Raw genomic sequence first — 22,263 nt, 5'->3', positions numbered from 1 at the left:
TAGAGTTTATTCAGCAAATGTGCCTGTAGACATAAAGACTACCGAATACATAAAATAATCTTCACCCTCTGTTTGCGGTTGTTCAAACAGTTGCTTATAAATAGACTCCGGCTCAGGTCCGAAAAGTAAATCTGCATCCGGAGTGTAAATACCACAATACCATACAGGAGCCGCTTTCATATTAAAACGCGGAATACCTTCTATTACAAATTTATAAAACCCAACCTTTTCACCATCTTTTACGACTCTTGTCAACCCTCCGTAATTGGTACCCATATTATATCTCAACCCTTTTAAAGGAATATACCTATCTTCAACCAGACCACCCTCTGCAAATTTCTTCGCTTTACAGGTAAAAGGTATTTCATATTCACCACCTTCGGGAGACAGGATAAAAGGATTAGGACCATCTACTTTTATAGTGTATTCATACTCTACTTTTGCCTTCGATATTACATCTATCAATTTGTAGACAATGCTACTCCCATCAGCAGGAGGATCAACCAAAGTTCTTTTCTCAACCCATAAAGCATACTCATAGCCTTTTTCGTAAACGAAATCAGTAATACCTTGAAAATCCAGCGTTTTGTAGTCGCTTTCACTTTCTTCTTTCACCAGCATACAATCAATGGGAGAATCACTTCCCCAAGGCTGATAAGTACCTGTTTTGTCAGAAATAAGCATTTTTACAGTTTTTACTTTGTCTTGCGGTTCATCATCACTACAAGCAACAAAGCCAGTGATTGACAGGATTAATAGCAATAATCCTAATAAGCGTTTTGTCTTCATAATGTTTTCTTTAAGTCTAGTTTTTTAATTATGCAAAGATATACAAAATCTCTTTAAGCTTATTATAAACAAAGCCTTTTATTTCTTTTCTCAGAAGAAGCTTGAATAGAATTTTAAAGGAGATAGGCTATATGAAGATATAAAAGCGTACCTTCGTCAACAGAATGAGATATCGAAGAATAACAACCACCGGACAAATCCGGGAAAAAAAGAAAGAGCGCAGGCAATCTATATATGTCTGGCTGATAGTAATTGTGATCCTGGCAATACTTGTCGGAGTGGGTTATCTGGCCACTCCCAGTACTGTATTGCTCCAGCAAACAGCATTTCGGGGTATCAGTTATCGCCCACTCATGGCATTCGTGATGCTTTTCACCGCCATTTTTATCATTGTTATTGGCATACTACTGGCAGATAAATACACAAAAGTCGGATATTACCTGAAAACCATCGCCTTTGGCATTGTTATAGGAATGCTTTTTCACGGTATGGGTGTCAATCTGTTACTGAATATGAATCATTGGTTGGCAAGCAGGACTCCCGTACGCAAAGAATACAGAGTAACAGAAATCCGTTTTTTAAAGCCCAATAAATTGGCTCGTTATCGGACCATATTGCCTGAATGCAGAATTCTGAAAGCTGTCGACCAGGATAATCCTGACGACTGTCTTTACTTCCATGTCCCCATAAATGCACAAGTAGCTATGGGATGTATATTGCATGTTACAATAAAAAACGGTATCTTTGGATGGAAAGCAGTGGATGAATTAGAGTTTTACAACCCATAAAAGAGGCCGTATCAACAAAGGATTATCATCCATTCTGATACGGTCTTTTCTTCATTTAGATTTTCTTTCCGATATAGAATACATAACCATAAAAGTCTTTATACTTATAGTATAATTGTTGCTCATGGCGCTGATTAGCAATCAGTTCTTCAGCCGCCTGGTTACCCGCATGTTTTCGTAGAAAGTTTTCTTGGGCTTCAACCTGTGGCATATAGAAATGCTCGATCCAGCAATTTTCCGGTATACAGAAACAGGCTACAGGAATATATCCGGCCTTCTGCATCTGTGCCAGCTTATTGGGAATCGTATTTATTTCAGGATAAGCATCCATCCAGAAATCATTGATCTCAGCTGGACGTTCGTCAGTGAACCATGATACCTCTGATACGGCAATATAACCGCCTTTCTTCAAAAACGAACGCCATAGATTCAACCCGTATTCAAAACCAATATTATAGATGGCTCCTTCCGACCAGATAAGATCTAATTCTTCATTCCGGAACGGGAGTTCATCCATTGATCCAATAATACCTTTCACTCTATCCTGCAGGTTAAAGTGCTCGGCATAACTATTGAATTGGTTGATAAAATCAGGAAACAAATCAATGCCTGTAATTTGCCCCGGAGTATGTTGCGCCAGCGTAATCGTTTGGCCACCTGTGCCACAACCCAGATCAGCAATCAGAGATTTATCCGTAAGCCCCTCAACAAAGCTAAGAGCCTTGATTGTTGTTTCAGCACTTCCCGGTCCCTGACGTTCTACACTTGAAAAGTATTCGCAGATTAAACTAAAATCGAATTCGTGAATAGATTTATTTTCGTTGCTCATGATGCCCACAGTTATTTACTTACCGAATTCTTCTTAACTTTAAACATTCAACATTTTTTTATATCTCCACAAAGATAGGCAGACTTTTTATTCCTGCAAATTATCGGAAGAGAAAAAAGAACACCACCCTTGCGACCTGTTCCTTTCGCCATAACTGTAATTTAAGTTGTTATTATATTTTCCTTATTTTCTGACACTCAGGACAATAGTAAACCGACCCTCCAAGATAGGCTTCTTTCACAATCACACTGCCACAGCGCGGACAGGGATTCTTCCATGTTTTGGAAGAAAGAATCGTTTTATACCCTCCCTCATTTCCATAAAGGTCCGTCTGGGTATCACGGCCTCTTCCGGAAGTCATAGCCATTAAGGTATCCTTCAGAGATTTGAAAAGTGCCCCTTTCTGTCCATCCGACAAGTCAAGCACTTTTTGTTTCGGATGAATCCCGGCATTGAACAGAATATCCTGCGTTACCCCATTGCCTACACCCGGAATACGTTGTTCGGTAGCCAGCAGAGCTTTAGCCGTCAATGTCTTTTTGGCTGAAGCAAATAATTTCTCAAATTCCGCTTCCGTATAAGCATCACTCAACGGAGAAATACTTTCACGACTTATCGTATAATATTTATTGTCGATAACGCCATCGGGATAGGCACTGATAAAACCATACATGGCAACCGTGAATACAAGAAACGATTCATCTTCGAAAGTCAGCAGCAACTGGTAATTGGCAGGAACTTTATCACCCGGATTATAGTAACGTGCGCTCACCCCATCACCGATATTCATTATCACATTGCCCGACAGGTAAAAATCGACAAACATTCCATATCCTTTAGACGACAAAATCGTCTTTCCGACGAGCAACTTCCCATACTCCAGTGGATCGCCACTATAGAATGTGAACTTATGAGGCTTGGTAGCATTGAACACTTGCGTAATCGTTTTACCGCTTAAAACATCATTGGCTTGCTTACTCAGTGTAAGTACTTCTGGCAATTCTAACATACTCTTATATCATTTAGTTATTTATCAATAGGAATATAAATCTCCGTCAGCAATTCCTCAACCAGCGTTTCATCCGGTGCATTAAGATACACCTCAAACGTCAACGGACGTTTCTGATGATACATACTGTAAGGAAACCATTGATTATAGATCGTCTTATAAAATTCTGGTAAATCAGAATAACTGCCTTTATACCTGAAAACAGCGTACATCCCTCCGGGAATTTCCCGAAGTAATAATTTCCCTTCGGAATTGACACGCCCTTCAACAAGAACCCCGATATAGAACCGCCGTTGTTCCATCGGTGTAACCCAAGGATTATCCTGACTTATACTCACAAAACGATTACCGGGACCATTCTGCAAATGAACTGCTTTATAATGCAGTAATTGCTTCCAGATTGTAGTGTAAGCATATTTATCACGAAAAGTATCACCTACTTCTATGCAAACGGCTTTCAAAGTATTGATACGTTTAATTTTAGCCTCAGGCATACTATCCGGTTCTTGTTTCGCATTGACAGATTTATACTTTTCACGATAAGCTGACATTGAAATGCCGAAATGCTTCTTAAAAGCCTTTGCCAGACTAAACTTTGTCTGATAATTAGTCTGCATACCTATCTCTTCAATACTCTGTCCGGTAGCGATAAGCAGATGGGCAATATATTCCAGCCGTAAACGTTGAATATATGTACCGATATTCTCACCGGTAACATTTCTGAAAACCTTTCGGAAATGGAAGAATGAAAGGTGAACCATTTCAGCCAACTGTTCGGGATCAAGCTCATGAAAGAGATTTTGATCAATATAAGTCCGAACCCCATTGACAGCTTCATAGTGAACATGTTGCGTCATCTCTTTCTGTCGCCAGCGTTTCAGGGTGGAAAGACGCTTGTCCAATAAGGTTTTTAATTCTTGTGGAGTATAGTCGGTTCCCGAATACCAATTGTACTTATCCGTGTATTTCACCCATATATCCACCATTTCATTCATAGAGATGTCCACCGTATAGTTCCCATCTTTCAGACAATAGTAACAATACTCGTCACTGCAGGAGTGATCGGCATTGGTACCTAAATACTCTTCCACATCGAAACGGAGGGGCATCCCACAACTTTGGCAGTACTGTTTGTCCACTGTTTGATTCATGGCACAAATATACGATGCCTATTCCGGATATGATTATCCAAAATAGGCATCTTTTATGATTTGCTCCTGTTTTTCAGAGTAATTGTCTTGACTTCATCTCCAAATACTTGTTTATCACATCAATCGAGAGATTTTCAGGTGTAGTCAATAACGAATAGATACCATTCTGTTTCAGTGTAGATACAATCAGACGCTTCTCAAAAGCAAACTTCTCTGCAATGACATGGCGGTAATATCCCTCCGTATCCTTCGCAGGAGAGGCAATATACGTTTTCATATCAGCATCTTCAAAGAAAACAACAAGCAAGCGATGCTGACGATTCAGTTGCTGCAAATAAGCCAATTGGCGATTCATACTTCCCATACTGGAGAAGTTGGTATATAAAACCAGGAAACTGCGTTTACTGACATGTTTATTGAAATGCACGCAGAGAGAGGAAAAGTCCGTTTCACCAAAGGTAGTCTGCTGGCTATAGAGATTCTCAAGCAGAGTTTGCATCTGACCGGGAGCCTTTGAGGCCGGAACAAACGAATCGAAATGTTCATTGAAAGTCACGATCCCTGCCTTGTCCTCTTTCCGCATGGCAACGTACGAAAGAACTAAGGAAGCATTGATTGCATAATCCAATAAAGTCATTCCGCGAAATGCCTGCTGCATAACCCTTCCCTTGTCTATCACACTGTAAATCTGCTGTGAACGTTCATCCTGATATACATTCACCATAAGTTCATGCCGGCGGGCACTGGCTTTCCAGTTGATTGTACGGTAGTCATCCCCCTTGACGTACTCTTTTATCTGTTCAAACTCAGTATGATGCCCCACACGACGAATACGCTTGATTCCCAGCTCCGTCAGATTATCACTCATTGCCAGCAATTCATAGCGATGCAGCATCAGATAAGAAGGATACACTTTAATATCCTGCTCCTCTCCGCATGTATAACGCCGGGAGAGCAAACCTATCCGACCGGTTACGAATACGCGAATCTGTCCGAAACCATAAATCCCCCGGCTTGTCGGACGTAAATGATAACAGATTTGTTTTCCTTCATTCGCCTGAAGCTGTACCCGAAAACTAATATTTCTCTGCTGAAAAATGAAAGGTACTTCATCGATAACCTCCGTAAAGACGGGATACGGATAGCAGCTTTCCACCCGAAGATTCACCGCATTTTCATCCCCATTGGAAAAACGAGCGGAGCATTGACGGAATGCCCGAATCCCACGAATCCGGTAAAGCATATATCCGTCTGCCAGCACCGACAGCAAGAGGAGAAAAAGCAACCCCTGCCCGATGGTAAACAACGGAGCAAAAGCATACCCACTACCCATCAACAGGATAATTAGGATGAGAACCATATAAAACCGACGGGTAAGAATCATTTCGGAACTTCTACCTTATCAATCAGGCGTTGCGTTACTTTCACTGGTGAGTAGCCCTCCATTTCAGCTTCCGCCGTCAGGATGAGACGATGCTGAAGTACGTATGGAGCCACAAACTTGATATCCTCCGGTGTCACAAAATCACGTCCCTGCAAAAGCGCATAAGCCTTCGAAGTCTGCAACATGGCCACGGACGCACGCGGAGAAGCCCCCAGATATACAGCTTTACTTGTACGCGTCTGCTGTACAATCAAGGCGATGTACTGAAGCAATGTACGGTCTATAAACACCTGCTTCATCAGATTACGAAGCGACAAAAGCTCCTCTTTAGTAATAGCCGGGGTAATGTCCTCCAGCTTCACAAATGCAGCATTCGTATGGTGACGCTCCAGAATATTCACTTCTTCATCCAATGAGGGATAATCCATCGTCAGCTTCATCAGAAAACGGTCAAGTTGTGCTTCGGGCAATTTATAAGTCCCCTCCTGCTCCACCGGATTCTGTGTAGCCAGAATCGTATAAAGTTCTCCCATCGGATAGGTCGCTCCGTCAATGCTGACCTGACGCTCTTCCATAACCTCGAACAAGGCAGCCTGTGTTTTGGCAGGAGCACGATTTATTTCATCTACCAGTACAATATCAGCAAAGATCGGACCGCGATGGAAATCAAAATCATTGGTTTTCATGTTGAATACCGTTGTACCCAGTACATCACTCGGCATCAAATCCGGAGTAAACTGGATGCGGCTGAAATCTGCATCGACCAGACGGGCAACCAGGCGTGCCAACAATGTTTTCGCCACTCCCGGCACTCCTTCTATCAGCACATGCCCATTTGCCAACACAGCGGTCAGCACCAAGTCCACCATCTGTTCCTGCCCTACAATGACGGAAGCAATCCGGTCTTTCAACTCTTGTATTTTCTCGGAAAAGAGAGTTAGATCCACCCGTTTTTCTGTATTCTCTTCCATAAACTTCTTCTTTATATATGATCGATTATTTCATTCATTTTATCAATAAACTGCTTCATTTGCTCCGCAGTTATCGTTTGCCCTCCATAAATCACCGGTCTGACCGTACGGATAAACTTACCGATTTCTTCCGCACTCATGCCGGTCTTCTGAGCAATCCTATCGAAAGAGCGTTCATCATCCGCCACGTCTTCCACATCCACCTGGATTTCTCTTCTCAACTCTTCGGCAAAGTAAATATACTTTTTATGAACCAAGTCGGCATGGTCTTTCTTCTGAAAATAAAGCGTACCGATCAGTTCCGTAAACTCCATGGATTTATTTTCCGGTTCATGAATCACAGGTATCACACGTTGTCTTCTTCGCGCAGTAAATGTCATAAAGAGCAGAATGGCAATCATTGTCAGATACAAAGCCCAGCGAAGCGGTCGTTGCGAAATAAAATAGCGGAAAGGAGACATCTGTACCTGTGCAGCTTCCTCCAGATATCCCTCTGTGCGTATTATCGGAAACTCTCCCATCTGAGACAGCAGACGGAAAATATAAGCTGCATTCTTTCCGTCCAGTACACCATAATTGGTAAAAAGCAGCGGAGTAGAAACCAAAATAATTTCCCCTTTTCCCCACGAACAAGACATGGCAACCGGAACATTGCAAAGGGTATCCACTTGCAATGAATCAAACTTCACCCCAAAGTCATATCTGAATTCATCTGATGAAATAGATTTCTCCGCCAACACTTTCACAGAGAGCGAGTCCTGCCAGAAATAAGAGGAACACAATTGCGGATAAAAACGAAAGATCCGCCGGGGATAGACAGTAGAATCTCCTACCCAATGCAAACTATCCTTCGACAACAATGAAGCGGCATACTTTCTCAACACAATCGGATTAAAATAAGAGTAGCTACTCTCAAACCCCAGTGTATCCCGTAAGTTTCCTGTAAATGAATTACTCACCAACATTATTTTATTTCCCCGCTCCGCCCCTTTCAACAAGGCATTCACATCTACATCTGTCAGAGCCAGATGATTGTTAACAACCAATATCGCCCGGCGGGAAACCGTATCTTCCTGCTCCAACTGATAAAAGGTTTTCCCGGATACCGAATATCTCATCGGCAATGAAGCAGAGAGTAAACTATCAAAAACAGCACATCCGAAAGGCTGTTTATCATAGTGGCTAAAAGTAGGAGTCCATACGAATTTCTTCGGCAACCGACATTCTATTGCAAACATCAGGACCAGAAAGGATACGATACAGATGATAAACCAATGGCTTCCTCTCATACAGCGCCTCCTTTCTTCACCTCTTCCTGCAAAGACTGCATGACATGAAACAATGCTTCTGTAGCTTCAAAATTTCCATAACGCACTCGCAGGAAATGATTGGTCAATTGTCGGAAAGCGGGCATCCGCACTTCATAAACATATTGTGTAGGCGTTTTGTAGAGCTGCCAGTCTATACGCTTTTCATCACTGAGTTGTTTCAACGTCTGCAAATACAGCAATCGTACCGCTTCCCGGTAATCACTACGCGAAAGCGCGTCAGCAATACCTCGCGCAAAGTCAACTCCATAAATAGTGTCTTCTTCCACTGCATAAGGCAAAGCATTTTTACGGGAAATCATGAATAACTCCGGTCGCTTCTTGTAAACGAACCAGATTATCAAAATTAAAAGAAGGATAGCAATGCCTATCAGAATAAGCTCCGAGTATTCCTCAGCAAAATGGCTGCCGAATATTTTTTGCAGAATCTTTCCAAACCACCTGTTGAACCATTCAAACACATTAATATCAGGAGCCATCAACTCACGGCCATAGTCATACGCCGGATCAGATTGCCACACGGCAAGCTGGGTAGTATCACATACCAATGTATCAGCCGGAGAAGTTATCATTTATACAATTCTGTTTTTAGAGCTTATCAAAATTATCGATATCACTTTCCACCATGATATTGTCCACCTTTTCCGAAGCATGCCCGTACTGATACGCCAGACCTACAAGTGAAAAGATCATAGCAAGATAAGCACCGAATGCCTGGACAATGGCCAACAGATAAAGCATGAAATTATATCCTACCGATACCGTAGCCTCACTGCCTCCACTACTCATTGCAAATATGGATTTCACAATAGTGCCTATATACCAGGGCATCATCGTCACTCCCTGCAAGATACCGGCAATTAAACCCATAATAAGGGAAATCAGGAAAATACCTCCCCACGTAGCAAAACCCAGACGAAAAGTCTTCTTCAAAGATTCCATAACGGAGATATCCTCAAAGAGATAAATCGGTGCCCAAAGAGCAAATGGTACAGCCAAAATAATCACAAACGGAATCACCAGGAACAGGACGGGCCAAAGCAATGCCGCCATGAATCCCATAATCACCCCTAAAAGTACCATTAAGAGTAATCCGAAAAGAGTCATCACAACCAATCTTTTCACATTACGGAGCAACATCGGCCTCAACATCCCCAAAGTTACGCCTTGCAGACGTTCGTCACGTTCGTTGTAGGTTCGGATCAATGCATAAATCAAAGAAGTCAGCGCAATCGTTCCTATCAAAAAAACAAACATGTACAGACTATAATAAGAAAAGAATGACATCATTAGAGATGCATCAGAAGATACGCTGCCACCTGATAAATCAGCCAGCACCGTCATATATCCCATCATCCCGTTCAAACTCAGCGCTTGAATAAGACAAATCGGTAAAAGCAGATACGTAGTAAATTTCAGCATCAGCTTCCAGTTTTCTTTTATAAAATCAAAAGACGCACTCAGTTTCTCACCGAAATTACGTTTTACATACATTGCGATTTTAGGCTTTTGTGATTCCATGTCGTTTTCTATTAGGTAGATAAATATAGTAGAATAAAATAAATGTCAGGGATGTAAGAATCAGGCCGAGTCTCAACATATCCGGCAGTTGGGTATGGCGTGTGAGAAACCCCTCAATAAAACCTGCCATAATAAACACAGGGACTGTCCCCACTACAATTTTCAATCCTCTTTTCGCTCCTCTTTTAAAAGATTCCAGTCTTGAATAAGTTCCGGGGAAAAGCCATCCGTTACCTAAAGCCAAACCGGCAGCGCCGGCTACAATGATAGCCCAGATTTCGAGTGTTCCATGCAACCAGATGGCAAGCATAGAATCCCAAAGCAAACCGTGCTGATAAAAGAATGTCTGGAAAGCTCCCAACATGACTCCATTACTGAAAAGCATATAACCTGTACCAAAACTGGTCAGTATCCCCATTGCGAAGCAGTTGAAAGAAACCATAATATTATTCAACGTGATTCCCAAAAACATCGGAACCTCAGATGAGCTATTGTACACCGCCATGGGTTCGCCATTCGCAATATTGTCCAACGTCATGTCTACATAAGAATTCCCCATAATCAGGCGGACAAAATCCGGATCAGCGGCAGCGGATATAACACCGACCAAGGCACTCACTATAAAAATCAGGAATGAAACCAGCAATTCCCGGCGTGCATCGTGCATAACCTGAGGAATTTCCTTCGTCCAGAAAGTGATGACTCTCGACCATTTCTCACGCTTGTTCCGATAAATTTTATTGTGTAAAGCAGAAGCGAGATTATTCAGATAGATAGTAATACGGGAAGTCGGGAAGTGCGTCTGCGCAAATGCCAGATCGGCAGTAAGATCCGTATACACATCGGCAAGCCGGTCAGGAGACGAGTTTGTGGCTTGCTCCACCACGCCTTCGGCTTCTTTCCATTTTTCTATATTCCGACGAATAAACGTTACTTCTTTCATATTTTTACTGACTTCGAATGAGTTTTGTCTGAAATCAATAACAAAAGTAAGAGAATAATGATATATTTGCAACGAAATACTTAGAAATATTCAATCAGCAATGGCAGAATCTACTATTCTTACAGGGCAATTTGTCCGCATCAGCCAGACGCCCGCCAGTATTGGCGAGCGAATCATTGCTTTGATTATTGATTACGTTCTGATTGGATTCTATATATTTTCAACTGTAACGGTATTATCCAAGCTCTGCCTGCCTTCGGATTTCACTATGATTTTCTTCCTGGCGGTAATCTATTTACCGGTGCTGTTCTATTCTTTTCTATGCGAGATGTTCAATTACGGACAAAGCCTTGGGAAACGACTGATGAATATCCGTGTTGTAAAAGCTGACGGTTCCGTTCCGAGCATAAGTTCCTACTTACTCCGGTGGCTCCTCTTCCCTATCGATGGTCCGATTACCGGAGGTCTCGGACTATTAGTCGCTCTATTAACCAAAAACAGTCAACGGATGGGAGACCTTGCCGCGGGTACCATGGTTATCAAAGAGAAAAACTACCGCAAAATACATGTCAGCCTTGACGAATTTAATTATCTGACCCAGAACTACCAGCCTACTTATCCGCAAGCCGCTGACTTATCGCTGGAACAGATAAACGTAATTACCCGAACTTTACAATCCGGGAAAAAAGACCGCATACGGTACATTGCACAACTGACAAAAAAAGTTCAGGAACTTCTTTCTGTGACACCCCGTGAGAACAATCAGGAGAAATTTCTCCAGACCGTTCTCCGCGACTACCAGTATTATGCATTGGAAGAAATCTGATATCTCCCAAGCAATACGTAATTACACCACAACAAAGCTCTCCGATTTAAAGTTACTGTAAAATCTTCCGGAAGTTGCCGTAAACTTCAGTACACAATAGTCGGGATCAGTAACACCTTCTTTATAATACATGGTATCCCCGTCCTCCCATATCATTTCTTTACTGGCACTATCCGTCAACACCTCTACCGTGCCACGCAGCATTGCTCCTCTATAAAACCTCGAATCACAAAAATACATACAGGCACGATTGTTTTCCCGGAATTGTGCAACACGCATCGATGAAGTATTTGTCGACAGATAAATCGTCTTTATCCCTTCCCGCTTCCGGGGTTGCAACATAGCTTTTACATTTGGGAAGCCTTCTTCATCCACCGAACCCAGGAAAGCGATTTTCAATTTATCAATCATATTCCCGATTGTTTTTTCCGCTTCTCTCATTCTATTATTATTTTAATGGTTATTGAATGAGGCAAAGATAAGGACACAACAGAAAATCGGCATAACAAAAACAAAGGGAGAAATAGTACTTTTCACGGTTTATGCATACTCCGGTAAACCAAAGGGGTCTCACCCGTACATTGGCGAAAGCATCGCACAAAATAAGAAACAGTAGAAAAATGAAGTTCAAATGCAATCTCCGAAACAGGAAAATCGGTATAGGCAAGCAGTCTTTTCGCCTCCTCCATAACCTTATTCTGAATATATTGTTTTGCACTCATTCCCATAGCTGAATTTACAATCTCATTCAGGTAATTGGAAGTGATACAAAGTTTGTCTGCATAATGCCGGACAGAATGGTGTTCTCTCATATCTGCCCCGACTAATTCAATAAATTTACTGATATGTGTACCACCCGCTTCTTTGTTCCCCTCTTCCATCGAAATCAGATTCTGATAGGCTCGGTTCAGTAACATCAGCGCCTCGTAAAGATATGCCCTCAACACATGTACATCGTCCTGCCTGTATTGGTCTATTTCTACCTTAATATCATGCAAAAGCTGAAGCATACGCTTATAAAGTTCATCGGGCAAGTGCAATCCGGATGCAGTTTTTTCCATCTTGAAGAATGGAAGATGCTGCACAAACAGAGGATCTTTAAAGAAGGAGGACAAGAAGTCATCTTCAAAAATCAGAGCATACCCATTTACAATCCGACCGGTATCCCAATTCCGCACCTCACCCGGTTTGGAAAAGAAAACATCACCGGGAACAGCCTGATATGTCCGGTTATCAATAGAAAAACTCCCTTCCCCTTCCGTTACAAAAGTAATGTCATAATAAGTCAACGTGTGTACGGCGCTTTCAGCCAGGAACCTCTTTACATATTTCAGTTCTACCACATCTATCAGAAGTTCACTTCCATACTTATTCTTATAGAATGTATACCGAGGAATTGAGTTTTTCATCTTATCAGTACTAAATTTATTTATTTACAAACTTAAATTCATGCTCATTATATCTGTTGCCAACATTGGGATACTTTTGCAACAGCTTTTCTATATCCGCCATATCCTGAACTGACAAATCCACATCAACCGCCCGAACGTTCTCTTCCAAATATTTCATCCGCTTAGTACCCGGTATCGGAATGATATTCTCACTTTGTGCCAGTATCCAGCTTAATGCAAGTTGGGCAGAAGTGACACCTTTCTCCGCAGCCATACCGGCCAAATCAATAGCCAGACATTGGTTATTTACCCAATGCTCACCAGTGTATCTCGGCAAATGCCTGCGAAAGTCATTTTCACCCAATGTCTCTACACGGATTGCATTGGCAACCAGCCCCCTACCCAATGGTGAGAAAGGAACTAACGTAACTCCCAGTTCCTTGGTCAGTGGCAGGATCTCTTTCTCCACATCGCGGGTCAGCAGAGAATATTCACTCTCTACAGCGGCAATAGGATACACAGCGCAAGCTCTTCGCAAGGATTCGGGCGAACACTCACTTAAACCTAAATATCGGACTTTACCTTCGCGCACCAGTTCAGCCATTGCTTCCACAGTCTCTTCAACCGGAACAGCAGGATCTATCCGATGAGCATAATACAAATCAATGGTTTCTATTTTCAATCGCCTCAGGCTGTTTTCTACCGCTTGTTTAATATACCGGGGAGAACCGTCCACATAACTTTCACCACCACCAAATACACTGCCTTGATTATTACGTAAACGAAAGCCGAACTTTGTAGCAATAAAAATCCGGTCTCTTTTTTCACTTACCATCTTCGAAAGCAGTTCCTCATTGGCTCCATTCCCATACACATCAGCCGTATCCCAAAAGTTTATGCCCAATTCCAAGGCACGGTGCAACGTTGCGATACTCTCTTTTTCGTCCGCCACTCCATACGCAGCACTCATTCCCATACAACCCAGTCCGATAGCGGAAAGTTGCACATCTGTTTTACCTAATTTTCTGTACTTCATAATTTTAATATTTCATTTCGGTGCAAAGTTAGGTGTTAGCGTACGGACAGATGAGTACTATTCAAATCATCCTTTGTACAAATCAAATAGTTACCTTCCCCCTGACTTCAGTCGGCGACTTACCTGTATGTTTACGAAAGAACTTACTAAAGTAGGAAACAGACTCAAAGCCCAGTCCAAATGCCATTTCTGAAATAGAGAGATTGCTATGTTGCAGATATTGAACAGCTTCTTTTACGATTCTTTCTGCAATAAGTACTGAGGTCGTTTTTCCTGTCGTTTCTTTAATAACCTTATTCAGATGGTTCACATGCACAGACAACCGATTGGCATAATCAGTCGGTGTACGCAGAACTAATGCAGCACGGGGATAATCTATCGGGAATTGCCTTTCCAGTAACTCCATAAACAATTCTGCAATACGCAGTGAAGCATTCGGATGCGATTCATACTGATTAGCATCCTGCATCCTCATGGCCGTATGTATCAGTAAATGAAGATAACAACGCAACACATCAAGTGTACCTGTGTAACCGGATTGTATCTCTTCCTGCATCTGAGCATATATATTTTGTACTTTCATCAGTTGAGATTCATCCAGGAAGAAGACTTTGTCACCCGTCAGTTTAAATAAAGGTGTATTCGCCAAAGAGCCGTTCTTCTCTTCGGATTGCACAAACTGCTCATTAAAAATGCAAAACATACCCCTCTGCTCTTCACTGACAGACTCCCAAGCATAAGGCACAAGAGGATTGGAAAACAGCAGCGCCGGACGATCTACCAGAATCCATTTATCAGCATAATATAATTTCCCAATACCCATGATTAAAGTTACTTTATAGAAATCCCGATAGCTGAATTGCACAGTACCGAAATTGCACCGGCGGGAAAAGATATTGAAATATTCTTTCCCTTTAGAATAAGTTGCATCCAGTTTCGGATCGCAACGTTGTATTCTCTTGTAGAATTGAGGAATTGTTTCAGCCATTATCCAAGTCTCACTAAATGATACACCGTCCCCCTATTCGTCTTCTTGCAAGGGATATCCAATTTCTTCAGCGAACGTCCGAAGTGCCCTATTTTGCTGACCGACAGTTTATCGCGGGTTTTCTGCTGTAGATAATTGAATATCTCCATTGCGGTCAGCCATTCCCCTTCCCGTTCTTCTTCCGTCACCCGGAAATAACAGTGGAAAAGCTGTTCGAGCGGACTGACCTGTTCAAAATCCCGGTTGGTCTCTTTCAGGATAGCTTCGTCCTCATCATTCAGCCAGTAGCGCTCACCTTTATAAATGGCATCCATGGCCTGAGCATACAATTGCTTGTAGTTGATGGTGACATTCGTATCAATAGGTGCAGTCACTTCGATACAGATAAAACGGCGGCTGCCGCTGGGATCGGCAAGCAGGTCCATCTGATTACTGGTACCGATAAACGAGGCATAACGGCGCACTTCCTGAATGGTAGAACCGTAAGGTTTCCGCAAATTTGCCACAGGTTTCTGCAAAAGATGTTTCAGAAACCCCTGCTGGTTGGAACTAATCTGATCAAACTCATCCAGGTTCACCAGCAGAAAACGCCCCAGATAACGCTCCGCATCCTGTTTGCTCTTAAAATCAAGACTATCCGTATATCCGAAACGCAGTTCAGGAGGCAAAATAATGCGACAATAGGTAGATTTACGATACCCCTGTGCCCCAACCAGCAATGGCGACGTACTGTTTCCATGTTGGCGGTCGAGCCCACGCCAGTGAGCCACCATACTGAGAAACCAGCGATAAAACAACTCCCGCCAATGCGGATTATTGCATGGCACAAGATTGGCAAGCGCCCGGATGCGGTCTTTTCCGTCCCAACGCCCCACACTGCAAAGGTATTCTTCAACAGGATTGTACAAAGACACATACTCTGATGTCAGATAACGCTCCACGTCACGGTCCCAGGCACGAATCCCCTCTTTCAGGGCATTAATCGCCACCGTATTGCGTACCCTCCGATCCACCGGTCTGAAATAGAAATGAATGGAATTCCGCTGACGGTATTCCAGATCGTTCAACACCGTGTTATAACGAAACTCATAGCGCCGTTCCATAAACTCTTCCAGGCGCAGAGCGGTATCCTGCTCCGGAGTCAAAATAGTTTTAGAGCCAAAGCCCTTAGACTCTTGGTAAATATTATGAACCATAGTACGTACCGTTTGCTGCTCCGCCTGTGCATAATAATGAATAATCGTCTGCCTCACAACTTCCTCTTCCGGTATGCCCGCCTTGTAGCAATACTCCGCAAGGCGGACAAGCAACGGTTGGAGATTATTTCCCCGTCGCCAGTTCTCCATATCCCGGAGCGCCTTATCGAGGGCGGTTTCAAAAAGCATGGTGAAGGTCTGCGATGTTTCAAAACCCGGTTCCAGCCTCAGTAACGGATTTTTCTCAGCCAACTGCCGTTGCCGGAAGGTCTGTTCTCCGGGCATGGAGAATGGCTGTTCCAGACAGAAAGGTACCGCATGAGGATTGTATCCGGGATGTTCATCGAGCGTCATCCGGCAACTTTGCATCAGTGAAGGCTCTTTCAAGGTAATAGGAAACAGGAACAACGGTTGATAGCAACTCACCGCCAGGCGATAGGCATGGGCATGAAACAATGCGGCTTCCTGTTCACGCTTCGGTAAGTTTCCATCCGGTAAGGCGAAACACACCCATATTTTCACACTCCTTCCGCTGGAACCGCAAAAAGCGGCAAACGTCTGAGGAAGCAGCATCGCCTGACGTTTCACCAGTTCAGCCTCCGCCAGTCCAGCCAGCTTCTTCACTTCAAGCTGAACCAGACCATTGTATCGTTTCATTCTTCGCCCTCCGTCTTTAGTCCGGGCGCACTCCACGGCAGGATAGACACGTGGAAGTTTGTCAATATGAGAGAATGCGGATTCAGTACCTTCCAACTGAGGGATGACAGTCCGTAACCCCGTTACATACCCGTCTCTGGTTTCCGTTTTCATCTTCTTCATCAGCACGTCGGCATCATAAACGGTCATCATCTCTCTGCCTGCATCTTTGTCATGTCTTATTGAAGTGATTTTCATATCATTATCTGTTTTGAATTTTATTTATATAGTATAATTCCTTTAAAGAGTTACAAAGATACTGCTCCAAAAAGCGAAAGTCAAGTATTTAAGCATATTATTCTGCATTTATTTCAAAAAAGTTCAGCTCATACATTTTGCAGTAAAAGCTTCAATAATAATTGAGAAATAAACAGGGAATCACTTGACTTAGCCCTGCTTATTTTGTATCTTTGTAGTAAGTCCTATTGGGTGTTAACCTTGGTCAACAGGCCGTGCAATGGAGGTCAACAAGCCGAGCAACCAACGTTGACAAGCCTGTTGACCAAGGTTAATACCCAATCATTCCTAAGGGTAAAAGGGATGTTCCTTAGGAGGAAACAGAATAGTCCCTAATGTAAAACAAATTAATACCTTATAATTAAAACAAGCAACTATGGCAATCTTATTTGAATGGTACGAAAACCCGGTGGCTCCCAACCAGTCACAAGAAGAAACTAAACTTCATGCACGCATCACACTGAACGGAAAAACAGGAACCGACAGGTTGCGACGCAAAATCCAGGAACGTTGTTCACTGACGGAAACTGATGTATCGGCCGTGCTCGACGCCCTGTCTCATGCAATGGGTGAAGAACTGGCGGAAGGCAGGCAGGTACATCTGGATGGTATCGGTTACTTCCACCCTACCCTGACCTGCACGGAAGAAATAAAAGAAGATACAAAACGGAAGAATACGAAAGTAAGGCTGAAAGGCATCAAATTCCGGGCGGACCAGGAACTGAGAAGTGAAATCGGAAATGTGAAACTGAAGAATATAAAACACAACGGACACTCCAACAAATTATCGGATGAAGAAATAGACAGCCGGCTAACCATCTACTTCAGTCAGCACCACATGATGACAAGAAGTGACTTCCAAAGGGTATGTGGCATGATGAAATCGACCGCAATGGGGCATATCCGCCGCTTACGCGGGGAAGGAAAGCTAAAAAACATCGGATTACAGAATCAACCGATATATGCGCCAAACGTGGGGTATTACGGTATAACAGAAGAAGTTATGATGTAGAAATGTAAAAATCCGGCGTGAGAGTAAGCAGCTTACTCTCACGCCGGATTTTTACTCTCACCCACACTTAATATTCTAATTATCAATAAGCTATTTTAAAAGTGAGGGTAGTGAGAGTAAACCGAGCCAACTTTTTATTGAATCTTGAGCAACATTAAATTATTGTTAATTACCCTTTCATACATCGAACCATGTTTCAAAGATTATGTTGTTACAAATGAACAGCAACCTTAATTATGAATTTAAAATAATGAATTATGAAGAAGAAAATTAAATTTTTAAAGAAAGAATCGCTGTTACGTTAATGAACGGGATTCGAGAAAGAGTAGATTATATGATTAAACTAACTTTAAACTTAACAAAGATCAAAGCAAACAAGAAATCTGCAACCTAACCCTCCCGCTTTATTCCTGAAAAGAGCAAACAAATAAACTACTTCAGGGCATGTTATATTTTATTGTATCAACTATTAATGCATTTCAATTATGAAAAAATCAATTATTTTATCAGCATTTGTTTTAGCAGCATTGGCTGCAAATGCCCAGACTACCGTACAAGGCAGCAAATTCACAGACAATTGGTCTATAGAACTAAAAACCGGTATTATAACTCCTGTAAGCCACAGCGCTTTCTTCAAGAATGCCCGCCCGGCTTTGGGAATTGAGTTTACGAAGCAACTTACCCCCGTTTTCGGACTGGGAGTTCAAGGCATGGGATATATAAACACCTCGAACAGTAAGACAGCTTTTGATGCTTCAGACCTTAGCTTATTGGGTAAAGTCAACCTGATGAACCTGTTCGCAGGCTATACAGGTACTCCGCGCATATTCGAAGTAGAGGCCGTAGCCGGTGCGGGATGGCTGCACTACTACATGGACGGCCCTGGAGATGTGAACTCCTGGTCCAGCCGTTTCGGAATGAATTTCAACTTCAATCTCGGAGAAGCTAAAGCCTGGACGATAGGAGTCAAACCGGCATTGGTATATGATATGCAAGGCGACCACAACCGTAGCCGATTCAATGTAAACAATGCCGCCTTTGAACTAACAGCAGGTGTAGCTTACCACTTTGGTGGTAGCAACGGAAGCCATCACTTTACCTTGGCTAAACTCTATGATCCAGCCGAGATTAGCGACCTGAACAATTCTATCAATAATCTTCGCTCACAAGTGAATGAGAAGAACGGTCAGATCAATGTCGACGCACAGAAGATCAGCGCACTGCAACAAGAAGTAAACAACTTACAGAACCGGGTAATCCCTGTTGAGACGGTAGTGGAGACCAGCCGTATTCCAGAATCCATCATTACTTTCAGACAAGGTAGATCTACAGTCGATGCCTCTCAGTTGCCAAATGTGGAACGTGTGGCTTCTTACATGAAGAAATACGCAAATACAACAGTGGTGATTAAAGGCTACGCTTCACCGGAAGGTAGTGCCGAAGTCAATGCAAGAATAGCTAAAGCGCGTGCCGAAGCCGTAAAGACAATCTTGGTCAATAAGTATAAAATCAACCCGTCACGCATTACTGCAGAAGGTCAGGGAGTGGGTGACATGTTCACAGAACCAGACTGGAACCGGGTTAGTATCTGTTCTATTATTGAAGATGCCAAATAAACAAAATTAAAATCCCCCTCGCCACAGATAGTTGTAGCGAGGGGGATTTTTAGTTTATGAGAGTTCCGACACACCCTCATTTCTTATTCTATCATTTAAAGTACCCTACAGGATGATTCAACATAGGAATCTGACTATCTTTCAGTTTTAATACTTTCTTCAACTGAGTGGCATCCATCGAACCTCGCGGCACTGTAGCCAATTTAGCATTAGCACAGAATAAAGAGATATTCTGCGAAACGATACCAACATCCATAGCTCCAACCACTTGATTTTGTGGTTTCTGAACATCGCCAAAGAGGGAAACATCACTGACCAGTACCAAAGATACCGGAGCCGCTTTTACAAAAGTCTGACCACCTGCAACAGCATCGCGATGATCTCCTTCAGAAACCAGATTTAACTGATGATTTTTCGCATCGTACACATAGCTCCCTTCGGGTAATATCACGTATACATCTACATCCTGCTTATTCAAAGCCGATGGAGCTGTCCGCTTTCCAGACTCCGGACGATTGATTCCGTTAGCAGCCCACAATAAATCCGACAAGTCAGCAAGGCTCAATGCTTTCGAAGCATATTCACGTGTAGACTGACGTTCAGACAATGCTTTCATTACCGTACCGGCACGATTCAAATTGGGTTTGGGTAACTTAACTACCTTATCAGCAGCAGAAGCAGCCACTGAAAGCACTAAACAAACTAACAATAGTTGTACTTTTCTCATAACTGTGGTATTTTAAAAGTTAAGAGGCAAATATACAAAAAAGGAATGAATTTTCATTTTTTGAGCATTATAGTATTCTCTTTTAGATAGGCTTTAATTTACTTACTAATAAAATCCTGTGGATGTTTCTTTACAAATTGTGACATCAATACAAAAAGACGGCCTCCATTATTCAACTCATAATATTCATTATCAAATTCTGTCAGAGGATTATCCTCATAACTTTTACTAAAATTTTCCGATGTACCGTCATCAAACTTTTCTAATTCTGGTTTTATTGTCTCGTAACAAGCATTAGCTCGTCTCATAAGACTAGAGAAGTCAATAGCTCCAATCAATTCCAAAGCCTTTTCAACTTCATACCGATCCTCACCCGACGGATTGAAATAGTATTGATTAAATCCTCCGTTACAAACTTCTCCATCCAATTCATAAATAAGAGAGAAAGCCTTTTGTGAATCGCTAAACCAAACTTCGTCGCTAAGCAAGCTCCACATAATTTTAGTATATAGCTCATCTTCAGGAGTTGCATCTATCAACTCTTGAGTAATAGGCTCATAATCTTCAGAAATACCTTTACCAATATTTTTTTTCTTAAAACCAAGCAAATTCAAGAACCAAGTAAGCATAATAATATAATTTAAGATATAGTCAAAATTAACTCATTCAAATTCACTCTTTTCGGAAAAGACCGAAAGCATCAGGACAATGCTCCGCAAGATATAGACTTAGCGATTTCTTCCATATGTGTATCATCCGTTCCGCAACAGCCGCCAAATATCCTAAAATCATATTCTGATTTCAATTTCATCATACCTTCAGCCAAGTCGGCAGGAGAAGAAGATTGCAGATCAGCGGAACCGTCCAGTTCACTATAAGACAAAGCGGAAGTATTGGCCTGAATACCGATAAACCGCGTCCGGACAGCCTCGGTTTGGTTGAAGTTGTGCGCAAGAGCTTCATAAACGATGCAGGGATGTACACAGTTTGTCATATAGCACACCGGTTTGCGAGATACATTATCGTCGATAAAGCGGATAGCATAGTCGATGGTATGCCCATCAATGAGTTTCCCGTCTTTTTGAATGGTAAAACTAATGATATAGGGGATTCCGGTATCGGACATAGCCCTCGCTATACCCATTGCCTCGGTCAGCACAGGCATAATTCCTGCATACAAAAAATCTGCTTTCGCAAATTTAAATAGTTGTGCCTGCCAATGATGAAAGTCGTGAGCTTCCTCAATGTTCAGAGCACCGGCGCCTGTATAAGCATCTCCTTTACACCCCATCAGACCGCCAATATACATTTCAATATTTGATGTCTCCTTTATCTTACGGAGAAACCTGACATTATCCTCAATAATAGCCTCATCATATCCGGCCTGAATAACTTGCTGCTTATTAGCCCGTCTGGTCGGAGTGGTAGCCAAGAACGGTAGATTGTATTTTTCAGCAATCCCCATGTAGCCCCGCCAAAGAGTTTCCAATGCCAGCCGCCCCTGTTGACTATAAATCAAATCAGCCATAGCTACACTGCCATTGATGGTGAGACCATACTCACGCTTCAATCGTTCTCCCAATGCCCCCTCCATCAGAACTGAAGAATGAGAGGCTATGCAAGTTTCAAAATCCATACAAGTCGGTTTTATATATTACTCGCAGGTATGTGATGCCTGTTGCCGCAAAGTTACAGAATCTTTCCCGGCTTTAAGAATACGGATCAAATGATTTCCGGTAAAAACAGAAAACTCTTCTCTTCGAAAAATCTGAAAAACAGAAAAAAAGCATTATACTTGCAATCTAAAAACACACTAATAGCTGAC

General features: G+C 42.4%; 22 protein-coding genes. 4 read left to right on the top strand and 18 right to left on the bottom strand.

The window, feature by feature from the left end; genetic code table 11:
* Positions 1-6: 6 nt before the first annotated feature.
* Positions 7-789: a DUF4377 domain-containing protein gene (locus K429_RS0122175; RefSeq protein WP_029328087.1), complete on the bottom strand. Its 783-nt coding sequence runs from the start codon at positions 787-789 to the stop codon at positions 7-9.
* Positions 790-953: 164 nt separating this feature from the next.
* On the opposite strand from K429_RS0122175, the gene K429_RS0122170 reads away from it, so the two are divergent.
* On the top strand, positions 954-1,577 hold the full coding sequence (locus K429_RS0122170) for a hypothetical protein (protein ID WP_029328086.1): 624 nt from the start codon (positions 954-956) through the stop codon (positions 1,575-1,577).
* 55 nt (positions 1,578-1,632) lie between these two features.
* On the opposite strand, the gene K429_RS0122165 is transcribed toward K429_RS0122170, so the two are convergent.
* The 9 genes from K429_RS0122165 to K429_RS0122125 form a co-directional block, all read right to left on the bottom strand.
* Positions 1,633-2,406: a class I SAM-dependent methyltransferase gene (locus tag K429_RS0122165; RefSeq protein WP_029328085.1), complete on the bottom strand. Its 774-nt coding sequence runs from the start codon at positions 2,404-2,406 to the stop codon at positions 1,633-1,635.
* A gap of 172 nt (positions 2,407-2,578) precedes the next feature.
* A complete protein-coding gene (locus K429_RS0122160) occupies positions 2,579-3,415 on the bottom strand; it encodes a zinc finger domain-containing protein (RefSeq protein WP_029328084.1) in 837 nt (278 codons plus the stop codon).
* Positions 3,416-3,432: 17 nt separating this feature from the next.
* Entirely contained in the window at positions 3,433-4,566 is a 1,134-nt protein-coding gene (locus tag K429_RS0122155) for a GyrI-like domain-containing protein (RefSeq protein WP_029328083.1), read from the bottom strand.
* 73 nt (positions 4,567-4,639) lie between these two features.
* Positions 4,640-5,950: a DUF58 domain-containing protein gene (locus K429_RS0122150; RefSeq protein ID WP_029328082.1), complete on the bottom strand. Its 1,311-nt coding sequence runs from the start codon at positions 5,948-5,950 to the stop codon at positions 4,640-4,642.
* On the bottom strand, positions 5,947-6,921 hold the full coding sequence (locus tag K429_RS0122145; RefSeq protein ID WP_029328080.1) for a MoxR family ATPase: 975 nt from the start codon (positions 6,919-6,921) through the stop codon (positions 5,947-5,949). The genes K429_RS0122150 and K429_RS0122145 overlap by 4 nt, the downstream gene beginning before the upstream one ends.
* 11 nt (positions 6,922-6,932) lie before the next feature.
* Complete coding sequence (locus K429_RS0122140) at positions 6,933-8,210, bottom strand: DUF4350 domain-containing protein (RefSeq protein WP_029328079.1); 1,278 nt, start codon at positions 8,208-8,210, stop codon at positions 6,933-6,935.
* Positions 8,207-8,821, bottom strand: a complete 615-nt coding sequence (locus K429_RS0122135) for a DUF4129 domain-containing protein (protein WP_007209828.1) — start codon at positions 8,819-8,821, stop codon at positions 8,207-8,209. Before K429_RS0122135 ends, K429_RS0122140 begins: the two co-directional genes overlap by 4 nt.
* A 16-nt stretch (positions 8,822-8,837) precedes the next feature.
* Entirely contained in the window at positions 8,838-9,770 is a 933-nt protein-coding gene (locus K429_RS0122130; RefSeq protein WP_022210933.1) for a hypothetical protein, read from the bottom strand.
* Positions 9,751-10,713: a stage II sporulation protein M gene (locus tag K429_RS0122125; protein WP_007216298.1), complete on the bottom strand. Its 963-nt coding sequence runs from the start codon at positions 10,711-10,713 to the stop codon at positions 9,751-9,753. Before K429_RS0122125 ends, K429_RS0122130 begins: the two co-directional genes overlap by 20 nt.
* Positions 10,714-10,813: 100 nt before the next feature.
* Between K429_RS0122125 and K429_RS0122120 the strand changes: the two genes are divergently transcribed.
* Positions 10,814-11,539, top strand: a complete 726-nt coding sequence (locus K429_RS0122120) for an RDD family protein (RefSeq protein ID WP_029328078.1) — start codon at positions 10,814-10,816, stop codon at positions 11,537-11,539.
* A 21-nt stretch (positions 11,540-11,560) separates the two neighbouring features.
* Here the strand turns inward: K429_RS0122120 and K429_RS0122115 are convergent, their stop codons facing one another.
* From K429_RS0122115 to K429_RS0122095, 5 genes are all read right to left on the bottom strand, one after another.
* Positions 11,561-11,980 (bottom strand): pyridoxamine 5'-phosphate oxidase family protein, encoded by a 420-nt coding sequence (locus tag K429_RS0122115; protein WP_029328077.1) that lies wholly within the window; start codon positions 11,978-11,980, stop codon positions 11,561-11,563.
* 92 nt (positions 11,981-12,072) lie between these two features.
* Positions 12,073-12,948: an AraC family transcriptional regulator gene (locus K429_RS0122110; RefSeq protein WP_029328076.1), complete on the bottom strand. Its 876-nt coding sequence runs from the start codon at positions 12,946-12,948 to the stop codon at positions 12,073-12,075.
* Between the two features lie 16 nt (positions 12,949-12,964).
* Positions 12,965-13,966, bottom strand: a complete 1,002-nt coding sequence (locus tag K429_RS0122105) for an aldo/keto reductase (RefSeq protein ID WP_029328075.1) — start codon at positions 13,964-13,966, stop codon at positions 12,965-12,967.
* A gap of 82 nt (positions 13,967-14,048) precedes the next feature.
* Complete coding sequence (locus tag K429_RS0122100) at positions 14,049-14,954, bottom strand: AraC family transcriptional regulator (protein ID WP_029328074.1); 906 nt, start codon at positions 14,952-14,954, stop codon at positions 14,049-14,051.
* Positions 14,954-17,044: a BT4734/BF3469 family protein gene (locus K429_RS0122095; RefSeq protein ID WP_029328073.1), complete on the bottom strand. Its 2,091-nt coding sequence runs from the start codon at positions 17,042-17,044 to the stop codon at positions 14,954-14,956. Before K429_RS0122095 ends, K429_RS0122100 begins: the two co-directional genes overlap by 1 nt.
* 415 nt (positions 17,045-17,459) lie before the next feature.
* On the opposite strand from K429_RS0122095, the gene K429_RS0122090 reads away from it, so the two are divergent.
* Both K429_RS0122090 and K429_RS0122085 read left to right on the top strand, forming a co-directional pair.
* Positions 17,460-18,095: an HU family DNA-binding protein gene (locus tag K429_RS0122090; RefSeq protein WP_022210940.1), complete on the top strand. Its 636-nt coding sequence runs from the start codon at positions 17,460-17,462 to the stop codon at positions 18,093-18,095.
* 485 nt (positions 18,096-18,580) lie between these two features.
* A complete protein-coding gene (locus K429_RS0122085) occupies positions 18,581-19,711 on the top strand; it encodes an OmpA family protein (protein WP_007209856.1) in 1,131 nt (376 codons plus the stop codon).
* A 91-nt stretch (positions 19,712-19,802) separates the two neighbouring features.
* On the opposite strand, the gene K429_RS0122080 is transcribed toward K429_RS0122085, so the two are convergent.
* From K429_RS0122080 to K429_RS0122070, 3 genes are all read right to left on the bottom strand, one after another.
* Positions 19,803-20,438: a SagB/ThcOx family dehydrogenase gene (locus K429_RS0122080; protein WP_029328072.1), complete on the bottom strand. Its 636-nt coding sequence runs from the start codon at positions 20,436-20,438 to the stop codon at positions 19,803-19,805.
* A gap of 98 nt (positions 20,439-20,536) precedes the next feature.
* Positions 20,537-21,067 carry a DUF4375 domain-containing protein gene (locus K429_RS0122075; protein ID WP_029328071.1) on the bottom strand — a complete coding sequence of 177 codons (531 nt, stop codon included), beginning with the start codon at positions 21,065-21,067 and terminating at the stop codon, positions 20,537-20,539.
* 71 nt (positions 21,068-21,138) lie between these two features.
* On the bottom strand, positions 21,139-22,074 hold the full coding sequence (locus K429_RS0122070; RefSeq protein ID WP_029328069.1) for a homocysteine S-methyltransferase family protein: 936 nt from the start codon (positions 22,072-22,074) through the stop codon (positions 21,139-21,141).
* Between the last annotated feature and the right edge of the window lie 189 nt (positions 22,075-22,263).

The organism is Bacteroides sp. 14(A) (assembly GCF_000526555.1).
Lineage (GTDB): Bacteria > Bacteroidota > Bacteroidia > Bacteroidales > Bacteroidaceae > Bacteroides > Bacteroides cellulosilyticus.
Note: the sequence above shows the minus strand (reverse complement) of the source record. Positions and strands in the feature narration are given on the sequence as shown.

Bases quoted from the DNA above. Each gene is read 5' to 3' on its own strand.
- K429_RS0122175 (WP_029328087.1), bottom strand. From the start codon at position 789: ATGAAGACAAAACGCTTATTAGGATTATTGCTATTAATCCTGTCAATC.
- K429_RS0122170 (WP_029328086.1), top strand. From the start codon at position 954: ATGAGATATCGAAGAATAACAACCACCGGACAAATCCGGGAAAAAAAG.
- K429_RS0122165 (WP_029328085.1), bottom strand. From the start codon at position 2,406: ATGAGCAACGAAAATAAATCTATTCACGAATTCGATTTTAGTTTAATC.
- K429_RS0122160 (WP_029328084.1), bottom strand. From the start codon at position 3,415: ATGTTAGAATTGCCAGAAGTACTTACACTGAGTAAGCAAGCCAATGAT.
- K429_RS0122155 (WP_029328083.1), bottom strand. From the start codon at position 4,566: ATGAATCAAACAGTGGACAAACAGTACTGCCAAAGTTGTGGGATGCCC.
- K429_RS0122150 (WP_029328082.1), bottom strand. From the start codon at position 5,950: ATGATTCTTACCCGTCGGTTTTATATGGTTCTCATCCTAATTATCCTG.
- K429_RS0122145 (WP_029328080.1), bottom strand. From the start codon at position 6,921: ATGGAAGAGAATACAGAAAAACGGGTGGATCTAACTCTCTTTTCCGAG.
- K429_RS0122140 (WP_029328079.1), bottom strand. From the start codon at position 8,210: ATGAGAGGAAGCCATTGGTTTATCATCTGTATCGTATCCTTTCTGGTC.
- K429_RS0122135 (WP_007209828.1), bottom strand. From the start codon at position 8,821: ATGATAACTTCTCCGGCTGATACATTGGTATGTGATACTACCCAGCTT.
- K429_RS0122130 (WP_022210933.1), bottom strand. From the start codon at position 9,770: ATGGAATCACAAAAGCCTAAAATCGCAATGTATGTAAAACGTAATTTC.
- K429_RS0122125 (WP_007216298.1), bottom strand. From the start codon at position 10,713: ATGAAAGAAGTAACGTTTATTCGTCGGAATATAGAAAAATGGAAAGAA.
- K429_RS0122120 (WP_029328078.1), top strand. From the start codon at position 10,814: ATGGCAGAATCTACTATTCTTACAGGGCAATTTGTCCGCATCAGCCAG.
- K429_RS0122115 (WP_029328077.1), bottom strand. From the start codon at position 11,980: ATGAGAGAAGCGGAAAAAACAATCGGGAATATGATTGATAAATTGAAA.
- K429_RS0122110 (WP_029328076.1), bottom strand. From the start codon at position 12,948: ATGAAAAACTCAATTCCTCGGTATACATTCTATAAGAATAAGTATGGA.
- K429_RS0122105 (WP_029328075.1), bottom strand. From the start codon at position 13,966: ATGAAGTACAGAAAATTAGGTAAAACAGATGTGCAACTTTCCGCTATC.
- K429_RS0122100 (WP_029328074.1), bottom strand. From the start codon at position 14,954: ATGGCTGAAACAATTCCTCAATTCTACAAGAGAATACAACGTTGCGAT.
- K429_RS0122095 (WP_029328073.1), bottom strand. From the start codon at position 17,044: ATGAAAATCACTTCAATAAGACATGACAAAGATGCAGGCAGAGAGATG.
- K429_RS0122090 (WP_022210940.1), top strand. From the start codon at position 17,460: ATGGCAATCTTATTTGAATGGTACGAAAACCCGGTGGCTCCCAACCAG.
- K429_RS0122085 (WP_007209856.1), top strand. From the start codon at position 18,581: ATGAAAAAATCAATTATTTTATCAGCATTTGTTTTAGCAGCATTGGCT.
- K429_RS0122080 (WP_029328072.1), bottom strand. From the start codon at position 20,438: ATGAGAAAAGTACAACTATTGTTAGTTTGTTTAGTGCTTTCAGTGGCT.
- K429_RS0122075 (WP_029328071.1), bottom strand. From the start codon at position 21,067: ATGCTTACTTGGTTCTTGAATTTGCTTGGTTTTAAGAAAAAAAATATT.
- K429_RS0122070 (WP_029328069.1), bottom strand. From the start codon at position 22,074: ATGGATTTTGAAACTTGCATAGCCTCTCATTCTTCAGTTCTGATGGAG.